This is a genomic window from Reyranella sp. CPCC 100927 (assembly GCF_007859315.1).
In the GTDB taxonomy this organism is placed as follows: Bacteria; Pseudomonadota; Alphaproteobacteria; order Reyranellales; family Reyranellaceae; genus Vineibacter.
In genome coordinates this window covers 72,892-89,173 of record NZ_VOHA01000009.1, presented here as the reverse complement: position 1 = coordinate 89,173, position 16,282 = coordinate 72,892, and the positions used below count along the sequence as shown (strand labels likewise).

The 16,282-nt window shown below is 67.7% G+C and carries 16 protein-coding genes; 11 read left to right on the top strand and 5 right to left on the bottom strand.

The window, feature by feature from the left end; all coding sequences use genetic code 11:
* Position 1: 1 nt before the first annotated feature.
* Positions 2–754 (bottom strand): nitroreductase family protein, encoded by a 753-nt coding sequence (locus FQU96_RS23275; protein ID WP_370461386.1) that lies wholly within the window; start codon positions 752–754, stop codon positions 2–4.
* Between the two features lie 51 nt (positions 755–805).
* Here FQU96_RS23275 and FQU96_RS23270 point away from each other — a divergent pair, with 51 nt between their 5' ends.
* The 7 genes from FQU96_RS23270 to FQU96_RS23240 all read left to right on the top strand — a co-directional run bounded on the left by FQU96_RS23270 (position 806) and on the right by FQU96_RS23240 (position 7,769).
* Positions 806–2,038, top strand: a complete 1,233-nt coding sequence (locus tag FQU96_RS23270; RefSeq protein WP_146543743.1) for a Zn-dependent hydrolase — start codon at positions 806–808, stop codon at positions 2,036–2,038.
* Positions 2,039–2,040: 2 nt separating this feature from the next.
* Positions 2,041–2,976, top strand: a complete 936-nt coding sequence (locus FQU96_RS23265) for an N-carbamoyl-D-amino-acid hydrolase (RefSeq protein ID WP_146543742.1) — start codon at positions 2,041–2,043, stop codon at positions 2,974–2,976.
* 148 nt (positions 2,977–3,124) lie between these two features.
* Positions 3,125–3,772, top strand: a complete 648-nt coding sequence (locus tag FQU96_RS23260; protein WP_146543741.1) for a MarR family winged helix-turn-helix transcriptional regulator — start codon at positions 3,125–3,127, stop codon at positions 3,770–3,772.
* A gap of 74 nt (positions 3,773–3,846) precedes the next feature.
* Positions 3,847–4,863 (top strand): TRAP transporter substrate-binding protein, encoded by a 1,017-nt coding sequence (locus tag FQU96_RS23255; protein WP_146543910.1) that lies wholly within the window; start codon positions 3,847–3,849, stop codon positions 4,861–4,863.
* Between the two features lie 154 nt (positions 4,864–5,017).
* Positions 5,018–5,533, top strand: a complete 516-nt coding sequence (locus FQU96_RS23250; protein WP_146543740.1) for a TRAP transporter small permease — start codon at positions 5,018–5,020, stop codon at positions 5,531–5,533.
* A gap of 7 nt (positions 5,534–5,540) precedes the next feature.
* Positions 5,541–6,869 (top strand): TRAP transporter large permease, encoded by a 1,329-nt coding sequence (locus FQU96_RS23245; RefSeq protein WP_146543739.1) that lies wholly within the window; start codon positions 5,541–5,543, stop codon positions 6,867–6,869.
* 120 nt (positions 6,870–6,989) lie between these two features.
* The gene (locus FQU96_RS23240) at positions 6,990–7,769 is read left to right on the top strand and encodes an enoyl-CoA hydratase/isomerase family protein (RefSeq protein WP_146543738.1); all 780 of its coding nucleotides are present in this window, start codon (positions 6,990–6,992) and stop codon (positions 7,767–7,769) included.
* A 182-nt stretch (positions 7,770–7,951) separates the two neighbouring features.
* Here FQU96_RS23240 and FQU96_RS23235 read toward each other — a convergent pair whose 3' ends face one another.
* Both FQU96_RS23235 and FQU96_RS23230 read right to left on the bottom strand, forming a co-directional pair.
* Positions 7,952–8,947, bottom strand: a complete 996-nt coding sequence (locus tag FQU96_RS23235; RefSeq protein ID WP_146543737.1) for a tripartite tricarboxylate transporter substrate binding protein — start codon at positions 8,945–8,947, stop codon at positions 7,952–7,954.
* A gap of 67 nt (positions 8,948–9,014) precedes the next feature.
* The gene (locus tag FQU96_RS23230; RefSeq protein ID WP_218574833.1) at positions 9,015–9,467 is read right to left on the bottom strand and encodes a MarR family winged helix-turn-helix transcriptional regulator; all 453 of its coding nucleotides are present in this window, start codon (positions 9,465–9,467) and stop codon (positions 9,015–9,017) included.
* Between the two features lie 190 nt (positions 9,468–9,657).
* Here FQU96_RS23230 and FQU96_RS23225 point away from each other — a divergent pair, with 190 nt between their 5' ends.
* From FQU96_RS23225 to FQU96_RS23210, 4 genes are read left to right on the top strand one after another with little or no spacing between them, the layout of a single operon-like run.
* Entirely contained in the window at positions 9,658–10,113 is a 456-nt protein-coding gene (locus tag FQU96_RS23225) for a MaoC family dehydratase (protein WP_146543735.1), read from the top strand.
* Complete coding sequence (locus FQU96_RS23220; protein ID WP_146543734.1) at positions 10,110–11,006, top strand: CoA ester lyase; 897 nt, start codon at positions 10,110–10,112, stop codon at positions 11,004–11,006. The genes FQU96_RS23225 and FQU96_RS23220 overlap by 4 nt, the downstream gene beginning before the upstream one ends.
* 21 nt (positions 11,007–11,027) lie before the next feature.
* Positions 11,028–11,960, top strand: a complete 933-nt coding sequence (locus tag FQU96_RS23215) for a 3-keto-5-aminohexanoate cleavage protein (protein WP_146543733.1) — start codon at positions 11,028–11,030, stop codon at positions 11,958–11,960.
* Positions 11,961–11,963: 3 nt separating this feature from the next.
* Positions 11,964–12,941, top strand: coding sequence for a tripartite tricarboxylate transporter substrate binding protein (locus FQU96_RS23210; protein WP_146543732.1), 978 nt, complete (start codon positions 11,964–11,966; stop codon positions 12,939–12,941).
* A gap of 36 nt (positions 12,942–12,977) precedes the next feature.
* On the opposite strand, the gene FQU96_RS23205 is transcribed toward FQU96_RS23210, so the two are convergent.
* Together FQU96_RS23205 and recQ are read right to left on the bottom strand one after the other, a co-directional pair.
* A complete protein-coding gene (locus tag FQU96_RS23205; protein ID WP_146543731.1) occupies positions 12,978–14,201 on the bottom strand; it encodes an LLM class flavin-dependent oxidoreductase in 1,224 nt (407 codons plus the stop codon).
* 144 nt (positions 14,202–14,345) lie between these two features.
* Entirely contained in the window at positions 14,346–16,211 is a 1,866-nt protein-coding gene (gene recQ / locus FQU96_RS23200; protein WP_146543730.1) for a DNA helicase RecQ, read from the bottom strand.
* Positions 16,212–16,282 lie beyond the last annotated feature (71 nt).

The following is a 16,282-nucleotide window of genomic DNA, read 5'->3' as shown; positions in this document are numbered from 1 at the left end:
TTCATAGGAACGTCACCACGTCGCGGGCAGGCTTCTTCTGCACCGCGTGGATCGGCACGACGGCGTCCGCCGCCGGATAGCCCGCGACCACGATCATGATCGGTTTTTCGTTCTTGGGCCGGCCCAGGTTCTCGCCCAGGAAGCTCATCGGGTTGGGCGTGTGGGTCAGCGTCGCGAGCCCGGCGTGGTGCAGGCAGGCCAGCAGGAAGCCCGACGCGATGCCGGTGGATTCCGGCACGTAGTAGTTCTTGCGCCGCCGCCCGTCGGGCCAATGACCCCATTGCTCGGCGAAGACCACGATCAGCCAGGGCGCGATCTCCAGAAACGGTTTTTCCCAGTCGGTGCCCAGCGGTTTCAGCGCCTCCAACCACTCTTCCGACGCGCGGCCGCCATAGAACGCTTTCTCTTCCGCTTCGGCGGCGGCGCGGATCTTGCGCTTGAGCGTCGGATCGGACACCGCCACGAAATGCCAGGGCTGGTGGTTGGCCCCGTTGGGCGCGTGGCGGGCCGTCTCGATCGCCGTCTCGATGAGGTCGCGCGGTACCGGCCGGTCGCTGAAATCCCGCACCGTGCGTCGGTGGTTGAGGTCGTCGGCGAACGCGCGGGCGCGACGGCGCATCTCCTCGAGCGGATATTCGCGAAACTGCAGAGGCTGGTGGGGAAAGTCACGCTTCATGCGCTGCTTATGGCCCGCGGCCCGGTCGTCGGCAAGGCGAAGATCAGCGCCGCCACCAAGCACACGGTTGCGCCCCACGGCGCGCCTCGCTAGCGTCGCTGCCATGCTCATTCCCACCCCCATCGACCGATGACGGCACGACCCGCCATCGACGGCCTCCACCTGCACGCGCGACTGGCCGCGTTGGCGCGCATCGGCGCCATCGACGGCGGCGGCTGCGCCCGCCTGGCCCTGACCGACGAGGACAAGCACGGGCGCGACCTTGTCGTTTCCTGGATGCGCGCGCTGGATCTCGCGATCACCGTCGATGCCATCGGCAACGTCTTCGGCGTCCGCCGCGGCCGCGAGGACGGACCGCCGGTCATGACCGGCTCGCACATCGACACCGTGCGCACCGGCGGCCGCTTCGACGGCAACTATGGCGTGCTGGCCGGCCTGGAGGTTTGCCGGGCGCTCGATACGGTCGGTGTGCGAACGCGTCATCCGCTGTGCGTCGCCTTTTTCACCAACGAGGAAGGCGCCCGCTTCCAGCCCGACATGATGGGCAGCCTGGTGCATGCCGGCGGGTTCAGCCTGCAGGAGGCCTATGCCGCGACCGATACCGCGGGCGTGCGCCTGGGCGACGAGCTGGAACGCATCGGCTATCGCGGTCCGGCGCCGACCGGTGCGATCCGGCCGCGCGCCTTCATCGAGTTGCACATCGAACAAGGGCCGATCCTCGAGGACGCCGCCATCACCATCGGCGCCGTCACCGGCGTGCAGGGCATCTCCTGGTACGAGTTCATCGTCACCGGCGTCTCGGCCCATGCCGGCACCACGCCGATGCGCCTGCGTCACGACGCGGGCTATGTTGCCGCCGCCGCCGCAAGCTTCGTGCGCCAGGTCGCGCGCGACATGGGTGGCGCCCAGGTCGGCACGGTCGGTGTCGCCGAACTGCGCCCCAACCTGATCAACGTGATCGCCAACCACGCGCGCTTCACCGTCGATCTGCGCAACACCGACGAGGCGCTGCTGCAGGAAGCCGAGCGCCGCGTCTTTGCCTTCATCGACGATACTGCCCAGGCCGAGGGCGTCACCATCGAGCGCCGCCGGCTGGCGCGCCTCGAGCCGGTCGTGTTCGACACCACGATGGTCGACCGGGTCGAGCGCATCGCGCAGGCGCATGGGCGCAGCACCCTGCGCCTGCCGTCGGGCGCCGGCCATGATGCGCAGATGATGGCGCGGCTGTGCCCCACCAGCATGATCTTCGTGCCCAGCGTGAAGGGGCTCAGCCACAACGTCGCCGAATACACCACGCCGGCCGACCTCGAGGCCGGCGCCGCCGTGCTGCTCGACGTCATGCTGGAACTGGCCGAGGATTGACCATGCCGCGCCATCTCACCGTCGGTGCCGCCCAGCTCGGGCCGATCGAGCGCCGCCACACCCGGCGCGACGTCGTCGAGCGGCTGATCGCGCTGCTGCGCGACGCCAGCCGCATGGGCTGCGAGCTGGTGGTGTTCCCCGAACTGGCGCTCACCACGTTCTTCCCGCGCTGGTGGATGGAAGACCAGGCCGAGATCGACGCCTTCTTCGAGCGCGAGATGCCCGGCAACGAAACGGCGCCGCTGTTCACCGAGGCCAAGCGGCTGGGGCTGGGCTTCTGCCTGGGCTACGCCGAGCTCGCGCACGAGGATGGCCGCATCAGGCATTTCAACACCGCGATCCTGGTCGAGCGTGACGGGCGCATCGTCGGCAAGTACCGCAAGGTGCACCTGCCGGGCCATGCCGAGCACGAGCCGCAGCGGAAGTTCCAGCACCTGGAGAAGCGCTATTTCGAGCCCGGCAATCTCGGCTTCCCGGTGTTCCGCGCCTTTGGCGGCATCATGGGCATGTGCATCTGCAACGACCGGCGGTGGCCGGAAACCTATCGCGTCATGGGCCTGCAGGGCGTCGAGATGGTGATGCTGGGCTACAACACGCCGCTGCACAACCCGCCGGCACCGGATCAGGACGAACACACCTGGTTCCACAACCAGCTCTCCATGCAGGCCGGCGCCTACCAGAACGGCACCTGGGTGATCGGCGTCGCCAAGGGCGGCACCGAGGAAGGCGTGCCGAGCCTGGCCGACAGCCAGATCATCGCGCCCTCGGGCAAGGTGGTGGCCCGCGCCGCCGCCAGCGGCGACGAACTGATCGCGCACCGCTGCGATCTCGATGCCGGCAAGAGCTACACCAGCGGCATCTTCAACTTCGCCCAGCACCGCCGGCCCGAGGCCTACGGCCTGATCGTCGAGCGCACGGGCGCCGTGCCGCCACCGTGACTCCCGGGAGCGCGGGCCTCTGGCCCGCTCAGGCGAAAGCTTTGCCTGACATGAGCGGGCGGGACGTCCGCGCTCCCAGGAAATTGTTGGACATAAAACTATCTTCTGGTCACTATCGGACCCTGTCCGCCTTGTCAGAGGACGCGAGATGGCGAAAGCAAACGGCCTGCCGCGGCGCGCCGGCCCGGGCAAATCCGGACCGCCGCCGGCCGATCGGCCGCGGACAGTGGACGCCGTCAGCATCGGGCCGATGGCCGACTTCATCGGCTTCCACCTGCGCAAGGCGCAGAACGCGTCGTTTCAGGCGTTCGCCCGGCGCGTCGGCCAGACCGAGCTCAGCCCCGGCACGTTTGCCGTGCTGACGCTGATCCAGCACAACCCCGGCATCAGCCAGACGGCGCTCAGCCGCGCCGATGGCCGCGACAAGTCGAGCCTCACGCCGGCGCTCAACGCGCTGGAACGGCACGGCCTGATCCTGCGCCAACGGCTGCCCGCCAACCGCCGGACCTACGCGCTGAACCTGACGCCGGCGGGTGAAACCGTGCTGGCCGAGCTGGCCCGCCACGCCCAGGCACATGACCGCAGCCTCGACCGCATCGTGGGCGCCGCCGAAAAACCGCGCCTGATCCGGCTGCTGCGGCGGATCGCCACCGAACTGGTCGGTGACACGGCCGACGAAGATGTGCTGCCGTCCGTCCGGACGGCACGGACCCCCGCGCGCGCCCGGTCGAAACCGGGCGCCGGGGATAGGGGCTCCACAACCAGTGGCGGCAGACGGCCGCGGGTGAGGGTGTAGACGACATCTGGCCAAGGGACGATCGGCCGGCAACGCAACGCCGGGCGACGCATGGGAGGGAAACAAGGATGAAGATGCGGACAATCACGCTCTGCGCCCTGGCGGCGCTGGGTTTCGCCAGCAGCGCGGCGGCACAGGACAAGCCGATCGAACTGCGGCTCTCGCACTGGGTGCCGCCATCGCACCCGCTGCACAAGGCGATGGAAGATTGGGGCGCCTCGATCGAGAAGGCCTCCAATGGCAGCATCAAGTCGAAAGTCTACCCGGCGCAGCAGCTCGGCAAGGCCTTTGACCACTACGACATGGCGCGCGACGGCATCGCCGACGTCACCTACATCAATCCCGGCTACCAGCCCGGCCGCTTCCCGGTGATCGGCGCCGGCGAACTGCCGTTCCTGATGGCCGACGCCAAGGGCGGCTCGCAGGCGCTCGACGCCTGGTACCGCAAGTATGCCGCGGCCGAGATGAAGGACGTGAAGTTCTGCCTGGGCTTCGTGCACGATCCCGGCGCCGTGCATTCGCGCACCAAGAAGGTGATGGTGCCGGGCGACATCAAGGGCATGAAGATCCGCCCGGCGCACGCCACCATCGCCGCGTTCGTCACCCAGCTGGGTGGCACCAACGTGCAGGCCGGCGCCCCCGAGGTGCGCGACGTGCTGGAGAAGGGCGTCGCCGACGCCGTCACCTTCCCGTGGGGCTCGGTGCCGCTGTTCGGCATCGACAAGGTGGTGAAGTACCACATGGACGTGCCGCTCTACGTGACCACGTTCGCCTGGGTGATCAACAAGTCGCGCTACGACTCGATGTCGGTCGCCCAGAAGAAGGTGATCGACGATCACTGCACCAACGAATGGGCCCTGAAGGTGGCCGCCCCCTGGGCCGAGTTCGAGGCCGCCGGCCGCGGCAAGATCAAGGCCGAGGCCGGCCACGAGGTCTATGGCATCAGCGCCGAGCAGCTCGCCGAGTGGCGCAAGGCGGCCGAGCCGCTGCACAAGAACTGGTCCGACGGCGTCCGCAAGGCTCGTGTCGACCCCGACGCGGCCATGAAGGAACTGAAGGAAGCGCTGGCCAAGTTCAAGGCCGCCTACTGAGCCGCTTCTTCCGCGAGGAACTGTCATTCCGAGCGCAGCGAGGAATCTTTTATCGGCGGATGATCCGAAGCCGCTGAAAGATCCCTCGCTACGCTCGGGATGACAGCCGTGGTGGAACCACAAGCCCTCGTGCCACTACCGACGGAGGCCGGACGTGCATCGCAAGCACATGGATCGATTCATCGATACCATCGAGCTGCTGGCGGCGATCTTTGTCGGCATCGTTGCGGCCGACATCTTCATCTCCGTCATGCTGCGCTACTTCTTCGCCGTGTCGATCCCCGACAGCTACGACTTCGGTCGTCTGCTGCTGGGCATCCTGATCTTCTGGGGCATCGCCGCCACCAGCTATCGCGGCACGCACATCACGGTCGATTTGGTGTGGGCCAATGCCAGCCCCAGGTGGCAGCGCGTCATCGACGTCTTCGCCACCCTGGTCCTGCTGTTCGTCGTCACCGTCCAGACCATCACCTTGTTCGACAAGGTGACGAGCACCTACAACGACAACGTGCTGACGTTCGACCTGCGGCTGCCGAACTGGCCGTTCTTCGCCGTCGCCTGGCTGGGCGACGCGGCCGCCGTGCTGCTGATCGCCGTGCGCACCTATCGCCTGGTGTTCCAGCCCGACGCGATCGCGGAAGAAGAAGCGTCGACCAAATCCGCCGAGTGAGAGTCACATGATCGAGTGGTGGCAAGGGCTTCCGACGCTCAGCAGCGATACGGTCGCGATCATCGGTTTCATCGTCCTGTTCGTGCTGATGCTGCTGCGCGTGCCGGTCGGCATGGCCATGGGCCTCGTCGGCGTTGCCGGCTTCGGCTACCTGGTGAACTCGACCGCGGCCTTCAAGCTGGTCGGCCAGACCTCGATGCGGACGGTGACCGACTACACGTTCGGCGTCATCCCCATGTTCCTGCTGATGGGCGCCTTCGTGTCGACCTCGGGCATGAGCCGCGAATTGTTCCGCGCCGCCAATTCCATGCTCGGCCATCTGCGCGGCGGCCTGGGCATCGCCACCATCGTGTCGTGCGGCGGCTTCGCGGCGATCTCCGGCTCATCGGTGGCGACGGCGGCCACCTTCTCGACGGTCGCCTATCCCGAGATGCGCCGCTACGGCTACCCGCAGTCGTTCGCCACCGGCGTCATCGCCGCCGGCGGCACGCTCGGCGCCATGCTGCCGCCATCGACCGTGCTGGCGGTCTACGGCATCATCACCGAACAGGACATCGGCAAGCTGTTCATCGCCGGCATCCTGCCCGGCATCCTCGCCATCCTGATGTACATCGCCACCGTGTCGCTGATCGGTTTCGTGCGGCCGGACTTCCTGCCGACCGGCCAGCGCGCGTCGTGGTCCGAGCGCCTCGCGGCGCTGCGCGACATCTGGGCGCCCGTCCTGCTGTTCATTTTCGTGATCGGCGGCCTCTATGGCGGCCTGTTCACCCCCACCGAGGCCGGCGGCGTGGGCGCCGGCGGCGCCTTCCTGATCGGCGTGGTGCGCCGCCGGCTGAACCGCAAGAATATCCGTCACTCGCTGCTGCAGGCCACGCGCACCGCGGCCGCCGTCTTCACGGTGCTGATCGGCGCCCTGCTGTTCGGCTATTTCCTGACCGTGACGCAGACGCCGCAGAAGGTGACGGCCTTCCTCACCAGCCTGGGACTGGGCCGCTACGGCGTGCTGGCGCTGATCATGGTCATGTACCTGATCCTGGGATGCCTCATGGACGCCATGGCCATGATCATCCTCACCATCCCGATCATCTTTCCCGTGATCATGGCCCTGGGCTTCGATCCCATCTGGTTCGGCGTCATCATCGTCATGACGGTCGAGCTGGGCCTGATCCACCCGCCGGTCGGCATGGTCGTGTTCGTGATCAAGAGCGTCATACCCGACGTGTCCTTCGCGACCATCTTCAAGGGCGTCATCCCCTTCGTGATCACCGACCTGCTGCGGCTGGTCATCCTCATCATCTTCCCGATCATCGCCACCTACCTGCCCTCGCACATGTGATAGAGAAGCCTTCATGGTGAGCTTGTCGAACCATGAAGGCTTCGCACCATCGGTCGTGCGAACGCTTCATGGTTCGACAAGCTCACCATGAAGCGGCCGACCCACCACGCGAGGACAAATATGACTGACGAACTGCTGTACGACGTCCGCGACGGGATCGGCCGCATCACCTTCAACCGGCCGCAGGCCCGCAATGCGCTCACCTTCGCCATGTACGAGCGGCTGGCGGCGATCTGCGGCGAGATCGAGACCGACTCGGCGGTGAAGGCGCTGGTCTTGACGGGCGCCGGCGACAAGGCCTTCGCCGCCGGCACCGACATTGCGCAGTTCCGCGATTTCAAGACCGCCGAGGATGGGCTCGCCTACGAGGCGCGCATCGACCGCGTGATCGACACGCTGGAGCGCTGCCGGGTGCCGATCATCGCGGCGATCTCGGGCGCCTGCACCGGCGGCGGTGCCGCGATCGCCGCCGCCTGCGATCTGCGCATCGCGGCCGCCGGCGCCCGCTTCGGCTTTCCCATCGCGCGCACCTTGGGCAACTGCCTGTCGATGGCCAACTATGCACGGCTGGTGGCGCTGATGGGCCTGGCGCGGACCAAGGAAGTGATCTTCACCGCCCGCCTGGTCGAGGCCCCCGAAGCGCTGGCGATCGGCCTGGTCGGCGAAGTGCTGCCCGATCACGCCACGCTAATGGCGCGCGCCGATGCGCTGGCGCGGACCTTGGCGAGCCATGCGCCGCTCACCCTGCGCGCCACCAAGGAAGCCTTGCGCCGTATCGGCGAAAAGATGTCGCCCGGCGCCGGCGATGACCTCGTGGTCATGTGCTACACCAGCGCCGATTTCCGCGAAGGCATGGCGGCGTTCCTCGAAAAGCGCGCACCGCAATGGAGCGGGCGGTGAGCCGCGCCGTCGCGCCTACTACCGCCTGTCGCTAGAGTGTGATTCAGGATCGTCATCCCGAGCGCAGCGAGGGATCTTTCGATGCAGGCGCACCCGTGCGTCCCTTGCAGAAGATCCCTCTCCTGGGCCTGTCGAAGGGGCGCTCGGGATGACAGCTGTATCAGGACTCGTGATTCCGGGTACTATTCCACCATGGCACCCGAGGCCTGCACCACCGGCTTCCATTTTTCGACCTCGGCGCGGATGAAGGCATCGTAGGCCTGCGGCCCCAGCGGCGCCGGCTCGGCACTCACGTCGCGGATCCGCTTGATGATGTCGGGCTCGCCCAGCGCCGCCACGATCTCGGCACTCATGCGTTCGATGATGGGCCGTGGCGTGCCGGTCGCGGCCGACAGGCCGTACCACGACGAGACATCGAAATCCGGCACGCCCGCCTCCTGCAGGGTCGGCACGTCGGGCAGATCCGCCAGGCGCTTGGCGACGCTCACCGCCAGCAGCTTCAGCGTGCCCTGCCGCGCGTGCTGGGCATAGACCGGCAGGTTGTCGAGGCAGAACAGCACCTCGCCCGCCAGCAGGGCGGCGAGGTTGGCGGCCGTGCCGCGATAGGGCACATGCGTGACGGCAAGGCCCAGGCGCTGGGCGAACAGCAGGCCCGACAGATGCGCCGAGGTGCCGGCGCCGGCCGAACCGAAATACGCCTTGTCGGGATGCTTGCGGATGTGGGCGACAAGGTCGGCCACGGAGGCGATGCCGCTGTCGGCACGCACGACCAGCACGTTGGACAGCGTCGCGATCCGCGCCACGCCGGGCAGATCGGTCGCCGGATCGAACGGCACGCGCTTGTACAGCGACACGCCGATGCCGTTGGTGGCCAGGTTGCTGACGAAGAACGTGTGGCCGTCCGGTGCGGCGCGCGCCGCGATCTCCGCCGCCACCATGCCGCCGGCGCCGGGCTTGTTGTCGATCCACAGCTGCTGGCCCAGCTTGTCGCGCAACCGGCCCTCCAGGATGCGCACGAAGATGTCGCTGCCGCCGCCGGGTGCGCCGCCCGACAGGACACGGATCGGCTTGCTCGGCCAGGGCGCCTGGGCCCGTGCGCCTGTCCCGCCCAGGAATGCCGCCGCCATCCCGCCGGCAGCCCGCAGAACCGCCCGCCGTCCTCTCGCCCGCGTCACCATGAATGCCTCCCTTGAGATAGTATCATACCATACCAAATGCGCACGGATGTGCCTGCCCGGCCGGTGACTACCGGCGACGGCGCGACCGCGGCCGGGGCTCACCACCAGCCGGCCGGCCCGGGCCGCTGCCGGTACCCTCCTCGGCGAAGCCGACCAGGTCGGCCCGGATCAGCGACAGCATGCGCACCAGCGCGTTGCGCTCCGCGTCCGAGAGACGGCGCAGGATGCGGGCGTTGAAGACCCGTTCGAAGTCCTGCATCGTCTTCAGCAGCTGCCGCGACTTGCGGGTCATGAAGACGCGCTTGGCGCGCCCGTCGACCGGATCGGGCCGCCGCTCCACCAGGCCAGCCGTCTCGAGGCGATCGACAATCGTGCCGAGACTGGCCTTGCCGACATCCATGATGTCGGCAAGCTGGATTTGCGTCATGCCGTCCTGCCGCGAGAGGTGCGCGATCACCCACCATTGCGCCCGCGTGACGCCCAGCGGCCGCATCAGGCGGTCGAAGGCGCTGCGCCGCATCCGCGATACGTCATGAATGAGAAACCCCAGCCGCACATCCCGGTGCCGCGTCGCGGCAACAGGCTCGACAGCGGGCTCCGAACCGGAACCATCATTTCGGATGGCGGGACGGGTGGGGCTCAACTCGCGCTTCCTTTCGGCATAATGGTATGGAACCATACTAGATGGACGACTGAAAGAGGGTAACGCCATGGCAGGTCTTTATTACGATCAGTTCCACGTCGGCCAGATCTTCAAGCACGCGATCCGGCGCACGATCACTGAGTCCGACAACGTGTGGTTCAGCGCGCTGACGCACAATCCCGCCTACCTGCACATCGACGAGGAGTATTGCCGGACCCAGAGCGAGTTCGGCCAGCGCATCGTCAACAGCGGCTTTACGTTGGGGCTGATGGTGGGCATCACGGTCGGCGAGACCACGCTGGGCACCACCATCGCCAATCTGGGTTGGGACGAGGTGCGGTTTCCCAAGCCGCTGTTCCACGGCGACACGATCCGGGTCGAGACGGAAGTGCTCGAGATGCGCGAGAGCAAATCGCGGCCGACCCAGGGCATCGTGATCTTCGCGCACCGGGCCTACAATCAGAAGAACGAGCTGGTGGCCCATTGCAAGCGCTCCGGCCTGATGATGAAGGCACCAAAGTGACCGCAGCCCCGATCCGCTCCTTCCTGTTCGTGCCCGGCGACAGCGAGCGCAAGCTCGCCAAGGGCCTGCAGTCCGGCGCCGACGCCCTGATCCTCGACCTGGAGGACTCCGTGGCGCCGGCGCGCAAACCGCTGGCGCGCGAGGCGGTGGCGAACGTCCTCAGCCAGCCGCGCGCCGAGCGGCGCCCGCAGTTCTGGGTGCGCATCAACCCGCTCACCACACCGGAGGGGCTGCCCGATGTGGCCGCCGTGGTGGCCGGTGGCCTGGATGGCATCATGATCCCCAAGGCCGACGGACCTGCCGTCGTGCAGCGCCTGTCGCATTACCTCGATGCGCTGGAGGCGCGCAGCGGCATCGCGGCGGGAACCATCCGCATCCTGCCGGTCGCTACCGAGACGGCCCGCGCACCCTTCGCGCTCGGTGCCTATGCCGACGCCAACCTGACGCGGCTGTTCGGCCTGACCTGGGGTGCCGAGGATCTCGCCGCGGCGCTGGGCGCCAGCACCAACCTCGACGCCGCCGGCAACTGGGCGCTGACCTACCGGCTCTCGCGCTCGCTCTGCCTGCTGGCGGCCAAGGCCGCGGGCGTGCAGCCGATCGAGACGCTGCATGTCGACTTCCGCGACAGCGACGGCCTGCGCGCCAGTTCGATCGCGGCCCGGCACGAGGGCTTCACCGGCCGCATCGCGATCCATCCCGACCAGGTCGCGCCCATCAACGAGAGCTTCAAGCCGAGCCCGCAGGACGTCGCCTTCGCCGAGCGGGTGATCGCCGCCTTTGCCGCCGCGCCGGGCGCCGGCACCATCGGGCTGGACGGCAAGATGCTCGACATTCCGCACCTGACGCAGGCGCAGCACGTGCTGGCCCTGCATCGTATCTACGCCGATCGCTGAAGACCGCACGGAGGACCCGACATGCGACGCTCCAACAAGGTCATCATCACCTGTGCCGTGACGGGCTCGATCCACACGCCCAGCATGTCGCCGCATCTGCCGATCACGCCCGACGAGATCGCGCGCGATGCCGTGGCGGCGGCCGAGGCTGGCGCATCGATGCTGCACCTGCATGCGCGCGATCCGCAGACCGGCAAGCCGGACCAGAACCCGGCGCTGTTCGCGCAGTTCCTGCCGCGCATCAAGCAGCAGTCGGACGCCATCATCAACATCACGACCGGCGGCGGGCTCGGCATGTCGCTCGACGAGCGGCTGGCGGCGGCGAAATGGGCCAAGCCCGAGGTCGCGTCCATGAACATGGGCTCGCTGAACTTCAACATCTCGGGCGCCGGCGGGCGCGTCGAGACGTTCAAGCACGCCTGGGAGAAGCCCTATCTCGAGATGACCAAGGACTTCATCCTGTCGAACACCTTCGCGCAGATCGAGCGTGGCCTGAAGGAGCTGGGCGATCTCGGCACCCGCTTCGAGTTCGAGTGCTACGACGTTGGACACTTGTACAACCTGGCGCATTTCGCCGATCGCGGTCTGGCGCGGCCGCCGTTCTTTCTGCAATGTATCTTCGGCATCTTGGGCGGCATCGGTGCCGATCCGGAGAATCTCTTGCACATGCGGACCATCGCCGACCGGTTGTTCGGCAACGACTACTACCTCTCCGTCCTGGCCGCGGGCCGGCATCAGATGCCGTTCGTGACCATGAGCGCGATCCTGGGCGGCAACGTGCGCGTGGGCCTGGAGGACAGCCTCTATGCCGGGCGCGGCAGGCTCGCCACCTCCAACGCCGAACAGGTCGCCAAGATCCGCCGTATCATCGAAGAGCTGTCGCTGGAGGTCGCCAATCCCGCCGAGGCACGCGCGATCCTGCAGACCAAGGGTGCACACGATGTCGGATTCTGAGTCATGAGCGCGACCGCGCGGCGGCGCCAGGTGTTGGCCGGCCTGCTGGCCGGCAGCGGCCTCGTCCCGGTCGGCGCGACCGCGCAATCCTATCCGTCGCGGCCGCTGCGCTTCGTCGTGGCGTTTCCCGCTGGCAGCGCCAGCGACGGGCTGGCGCGTTTCGTCGGCCAGCGCATGGCCGAGGCCATGGGCCAGCCGGTCGTGGTCGACAACCGTCCCGGCGCCAACGGCATCGTCGCCGCCCAGGCCGTGGCCCAGGCCGCGCCCGATGGTTACACCGTTTTCATCACCACCAACTCCACGCACTCGGCCAACGTCAATCTCTACAAGAAGCTGCCGTACGATCCCGTCGGCGACTTCACGCCCGTGGCGCGCCTGATGCGCATCCCGGTGGTGTTCGTGGTGCGCACCGACAGTCCGATCCGCAGCGTGGCCGATCTCGCCGCGGCGGCGCGCAGCCGGCCGGGCAAGCTCACGTTCGGTACCGGCAACACGATCGGCCGCGGCACCGGCGAACTGCTGAAGGCGATGATGGCGTTCGACATGCTGCACGTGCCCTATCGCGGCACGCCGCAGGCCCTGGCCGATCTGCTGGCCGGACAGGTCGATGTCGTGCCGGCCGACCCGTCATCGGCGCTGGGCATGATCCAGGCCGGCACGGTGCGACCGCTGGCGGTGACCAGTGCCGAGCGTGTCGCGGCACTGCCCGACGTGCCGACCGTCGCCGAGACCGGCGTGCAGGGCTATGAGCTCTCGGCCTGGATCGGCGCCTTCGCGCCGGCGCGCACGCCGGCCGATATCGTCGCCCGCCTCAACCGCGAGGCGCTGGCCGCGATTTCGGGACAGACCGCCACCGACTACTTCAGCAAGATCGGCGGCGTGCCCTGGCCCAGCAGCCCCGATGAACTCGCCCGCTTCGTGACCAGCGAAACCCAGAAATGGGCGAAGATCGTCGAGGTCGCCAAGATCGAGAAGGAGTGACTCCCTCCCCCAACTCCGTTGGGGGAGGTATTAACCCTACTCTGCCGCCTGTGTCCGCCGTGCGTCGGCTGCCGGCGAGATCGACGTCATCGTGCCGCCGTAGCGGTCGGTGAACGCCGTCGTGTCGATCTCTTCCAGCGCGATCTCGCGGTTCAGCACCTGCGCCTTCCACTGCAGCAGCTGCGGATGCGCCGCCTGGAATTCCGGCATCACTTCCTGGGCGAAAAGCTCCAGCGACTCGCAGATGTGCTCGTGGGTGTTGCGGCCGGCCTGGTTCAGCAGCACGACCTGATCGATGTTGGACGACTGGAAGCGGCGCAGCTTGCGGCGGATCGTGTCGGGCGAGCCGATCAGGCCGCCGCGCAACGCCGCCGCGTGCGCCTCAGGGTTGGCCTTCTTCCACTTGTTGTACTCGTCCCACATGTTGACCGTACCGGCCGGCGGCCGCCTGCGGTCGGCCGACTGGCCGTAGAAGCGCAGGGCGAACTGGAAGAAGGTATCGCCGTCGGCGCGTTCGCGCGCCTCCTCATCGGTCTTGGCGCACATGAAGAACGACACCAGGGCGATGTTGGGATTGGCTTGGTAGTCGGCGAGCTTCTTCTGCCGCTTCACGAAGGCGTTGTAGTAGGCGTGCACCCAGGCATGCGCGGCGTCGGCGGAAACGAACTGGAAGCCCAGCGCGCCCATGCCCCATTCGCCGCATTTGGCCAGCGTCTCCAGCTGCGAACAGGCGACCCACAGCGGCGGATGCGGTTTCTGCAGCGGCTTGGGGACCACCATGCGCAGCGGCATGTCGAAGTGCTTGCCGTGGTGCTCGCTGGGGCCGTCCCTGAACATCGGGATCAGGGCCCGCACCGCCTCCTCGAAGATCTCCCGCTTGTTTTCCATGGACACACCGAACGGCTCGAGCTCGGTGATGGAGGCGCTTTCGCCCATGCCGAGTTCGCACCGGCCGCTGGACAGCAGGTCCAGGGTGGCGATGCGCTCGGCGACCCGCGCCGGGTGGTTGGTGGTGAGCTGCACGATGCCGTGGCCCAGCCGGATCTGCCGGGTGCGCTGGCTGGCCGCCGCCAGGAACGACTCCGGCGCCGGCGAGTGCGAGTACTCCTCGAGGAAATGATGCTCGACCTGCCAGGCATGGTCGTAGCCCAGCCGGTCGGCCAGCTCGATCTGCTCCAGCGCGTTCAGATAGAGCTGGTGTTCATCGCCCGCCTGCCAGGGCCGCGGCAGCTGCAGCTCATAGAAGATGCCGAACTTCATACCCGGTGCTCCGTCGGTTCCACCGGATCACGATAGAGAAGGCGCGGCCCCAGCGCTGTGCACGCCACGCCAACCTGACATGCATCACCTGGGAGCGCGCAGCGCCAAGGCATGAGCGGGCGGGACGCCCGCGCTCCCAGGTGTCTATGAAGACTCGCCCTGGCCACCCCGCGCGTGCTGCTGCACGACGTCGAAGAACATCGCGCCGTAGCGTTCGAGCTTGACCTGGCCGATGCCGTCGACCTCCAGCATCTGGGCCATCGAGGTCGGGCGGCGGACCGCCATGTCGATCAGGGTACGGTCGGGGAAGATCACGTAGGCCGGCACCTGCTGCTGGCGCGCCAGCGCGGTGCGCAGCTTCTTGAGCGCCGCCAGCAGCTGCGGATCGGCGTCGGCGCTGTCGGCCGCCGCCGCCATCGCTGCCTTCTTGCCGCGCTTTCCCTTGCCTGGCGCCAGCACGTCCTGGCGCAGTTCGATGCGGTCCTGGCCGCGCAGCACGCGCCAGCCGGCGTCGGTGACCGTCCAGCGGCCATGTTCGACGATATCCAGTGCGATCAGGCCGGCGGCGTAGATCTGACGGAAGATCGAGCGCCATTCCGCCGCCTTGCGGACGCTGCCGACGCCGAATGTCGGCAATATCTCGTGCCGGTAGCGCAGCACCGCCTCGGTGGCATTGCCGGTCAGGATGTTGACCAGATGCTCGGTGCCGAAACGCTCGCCGGTACGCACGATCGCTGACATCGCCTTCTGCGCATCGACGGTGCCGTCGAAGCTCTCGACGCCATGAATGCAGAGATCGCAGTTGCCGCACGGCTGCGACGTCTCGCCGAAATAGGCCAGCAGGGTCTGGCGCCGGCAGCGCGGTGCCTCGCACAGCGCGATCAGCGCATTGAGCCGCTGGCGGTCGATGCGCTTGCGCTCGTCGGAAACCTCGGCCTGCTCGATCCACTCGCGGCGCAGGCGCATGTCGTCGAGCCCGTAGAGGGTGAGCGTGTCGGCCGGCAAACCGTCGCGGCCGGCGCGGCCGATCTCCTGGTAATAGCCCTCGACATTCTGCGGCAGGTCGGCATGGCAGACAAAGCGCACGTCGGGCTTGTCGATGCCCATGCCGAAGGCGACGGTGGCGGCGATGATGACACCATCTTCCTGCAGGAAGGCGTCCTGGCTCGCCTCGCGCTGCAGCTTCTCCATGCCGGCGTGATAGGGCAGCGCGCGATAGCCGGCGCCGGTCAGCAGTTCGGCGAATTCCTCAGTGCGTTTGCGCGACACGCAGTAAACGATGCCGCTCATGCCCTTGTGGGCGGCGACGAAATCCAGCACCTGGCGCGACGTATGGCCCTTGGGCGCCATCGCCAGGCGCAGGTTGGGGCGATCGAAGCTGCGCACGAAGGTGCGCGGCCCGGTCGCGAACAGCTTCTCGATGATGTCGCTGCGCGTCGGCGCATCGGCCGTCGCCGTTAGCGCCACGGTGCGCACGCCGTCGAGGTCGGCGCGGATGCGGCCCAGCGCCAGGTACTCGGGCCGGAAATCGTGCCCCCATTGCGAGACGCAATGCGCCTCGTCGATGGCCAGCAGGCGCACGCCGGCGTCGCGCAGCCAGCCGATCGTGTCGGCCCGCATCAGGCGCTCAGGTGCCACATAGAGCAGGCGTAGCGAACCTTCCATCAGCTGGTCGTGGATCTGACGATTCTGCTCCATGTCGTTGCTCGAATTCAGGCTGGCCGCCGCGATGCCGTATTCGCGCAGCTGGCGCACCTGGTCGCGCATCAGCGCGATCAGCGGCGAGACCACCACCGTAAGACCGCCCATCACCAGCGCCGGCAGCTGATAGCACAGCGACTTGCCGCTGCCGGTGGGCATCACCGCCAGCACGTCCTCGCCACCCAGCACGGCCTGGATGATCTCCTCCTGACCGGGACGGAAGGCGTCGAAGCCGAACACGCTCTTGAGCAGCGCTCGCGCCGCGTCGATCGGAATCGGCACTGCGAGTTTGGCAACGGCATCATCCATGGCGCCCGGTTGTGCAGGCGTTCAGCAGAAATCGCAACTGAAAGCCGCCGCAACATGGTCACAGCCCGGGC

Coding starts and splice junctions, on each gene's coding strand:
- FQU96_RS23270 (WP_146543743.1), top strand. CDS start 806: ATGACGGCACGACCCGCCATCGACGGCCTCCACCTGCACGCGCGACTG.
- FQU96_RS23265 (WP_146543742.1), top strand. CDS start 2,041: ATGCCGCGCCATCTCACCGTCGGTGCCGCCCAGCTCGGGCCGATCGAG.
- FQU96_RS23260 (WP_146543741.1), top strand. CDS start 3,125: ATGGCGAAAGCAAACGGCCTGCCGCGGCGCGCCGGCCCGGGCAAATCC.
- FQU96_RS23255 (WP_146543910.1), top strand. CDS start 3,847: ATGCGGACAATCACGCTCTGCGCCCTGGCGGCGCTGGGTTTCGCCAGC.
- FQU96_RS23245 (WP_146543739.1), top strand. CDS start 5,541: ATGATCGAGTGGTGGCAAGGGCTTCCGACGCTCAGCAGCGATACGGTC.
- FQU96_RS23240 (WP_146543738.1), top strand. CDS start 6,990: ATGACTGACGAACTGCTGTACGACGTCCGCGACGGGATCGGCCGCATC.
- FQU96_RS23235 (WP_146543737.1), bottom strand. CDS start 8,947: ATGGTGACGCGGGCGAGAGGACGGCGGGCGGTTCTGCGGGCTGCCGGC.
- FQU96_RS23230 (WP_218574833.1), bottom strand. CDS start 9,467: ATGCGGCGCAGCGCCTTCGACCGCCTGATGCGGCCGCTGGGCGTCACG.
- FQU96_RS23225 (WP_146543735.1), top strand. CDS start 9,658: ATGGCAGGTCTTTATTACGATCAGTTCCACGTCGGCCAGATCTTCAAG.
- FQU96_RS23215 (WP_146543733.1), top strand. CDS start 11,028: ATGCGACGCTCCAACAAGGTCATCATCACCTGTGCCGTGACGGGCTCG.
- FQU96_RS23210 (WP_146543732.1), top strand. CDS start 11,964: ATGAGCGCGACCGCGCGGCGGCGCCAGGTGTTGGCCGGCCTGCTGGCC.
- FQU96_RS23205 (WP_146543731.1), bottom strand. CDS start 14,201: ATGAAGTTCGGCATCTTCTATGAGCTGCAGCTGCCGCGGCCCTGGCAG.
- recQ (WP_146543730.1), bottom strand. CDS start 16,211: ATGGATGATGCCGTTGCCAAACTCGCAGTGCCGATTCCGATCGACGCG.